Here is a 996-nt window from a genome sequence, read left to right as displayed (position 1 = left end):
CGTTTACAATTGGCGTTAACTTGGGGTCAACAAGCTGTGTTGGTGGCCGAGAGCTTTATAGGTGATGGTTCAGCGCAAAAGGCGACGGCCATGAACGACCTGCAAAAGCGGCTCGCCGCTAACGGGTTGAGCAAGTACTTTAGTGCGCAACAACTGGACGCCATCATTCAGCAAGGCTACGCCACAGTGAAACAAAGTGGACTGTTGAAACAAGTCGCACCGACAATTAGTGCATCCAGTGATCCACAACCAAACGTTGAGAAACCAGTAATGGATAAAGTAACTACGCCGACTGTTAAAGCGGTGGTTCCTGACATGCGGAAACCACAAGGAGGTACAAATGCTTAATGTAATTGATGTAGCCAGTTATCAAGATGGCATTGATTTAACGCAAGTTCCTAGTGACGTCGTCATTATTAAGGCCACGGATGGCACAAATTATGTCAATCCCGCTTGTAACGCACAATACGCGAGCGCTAAAGCGGCTGGTAAGCGGATGGGGTTGTATCATTTCGCTGAACCAGGGACGGACGCCGTGACGCAAGCGCGGTTCTTCGTCGACAACGTTAAAAACTACTTGCTGGATGAGCACGCCTTACCCATGCTCGATTGGGAAGCTGACGCGATTAATTTAGGGCCCGCCTGGGCCTCACAATGGTTGGATGAAGTGGCTCGCTTAACGGGAGCCAGTCCGATGATCTACATGAGCAAAGCAACCACTAATCAGTATGATTGGTCGCCAGTAGCCCGCTATTACGCCCTATGGGGTGCTCAATATGCTTCTTCTGCCCCACAATATGGGTTCATTGCTGATCCATGGACGGATGACAACGCATGGGGTGCTTGGGGAGTGCCCACGGTTTTTCAGTACAGCTCAACCGGGCGTTTATCAGGCTGGAATGGCAGCCTTGATTTAAGCATGGCTTATCTTGATGGGGACGGCTGGGACAAGTTCACCAATGCGGGTGGTAATGGGCAAAAGGTTGATCCAACGCC

Annotated in this window: 2 protein-coding genes; both read left to right on the top strand. The window is 50.6% G+C overall.

Features of this window, described 5'->3' with window-relative positions; translation table 11 throughout:
• Nucleotides 1-348, top strand: a 348-nt coding sequence (locus ACKTR5_RS11690) for a hypothetical protein (RefSeq protein ID WP_407881684.1), incomplete at its 5' end; no start/stop codon positions are given.
• Nucleotides 341-996, top strand: a 656-nt coding sequence (locus ACKTR5_RS11685) for a GH25 family lysozyme (protein WP_407881682.1), incomplete at its 3' end; no start/stop codon positions are given. The genes ACKTR5_RS11690 and ACKTR5_RS11685, both read left to right, overlap by 8 nt.

The sequence above is a fragment of the Furfurilactobacillus entadae genome, from assembly GCF_045862745.1.
Lineage (GTDB): Bacteria > Bacillota > Bacilli > Lactobacillales > Lactobacillaceae > Furfurilactobacillus > Furfurilactobacillus entadae.
The sequence above is the reverse complement of the archived record's forward strand: the minus strand, read 5'-3'. Positions and strand labels throughout refer to the sequence as shown.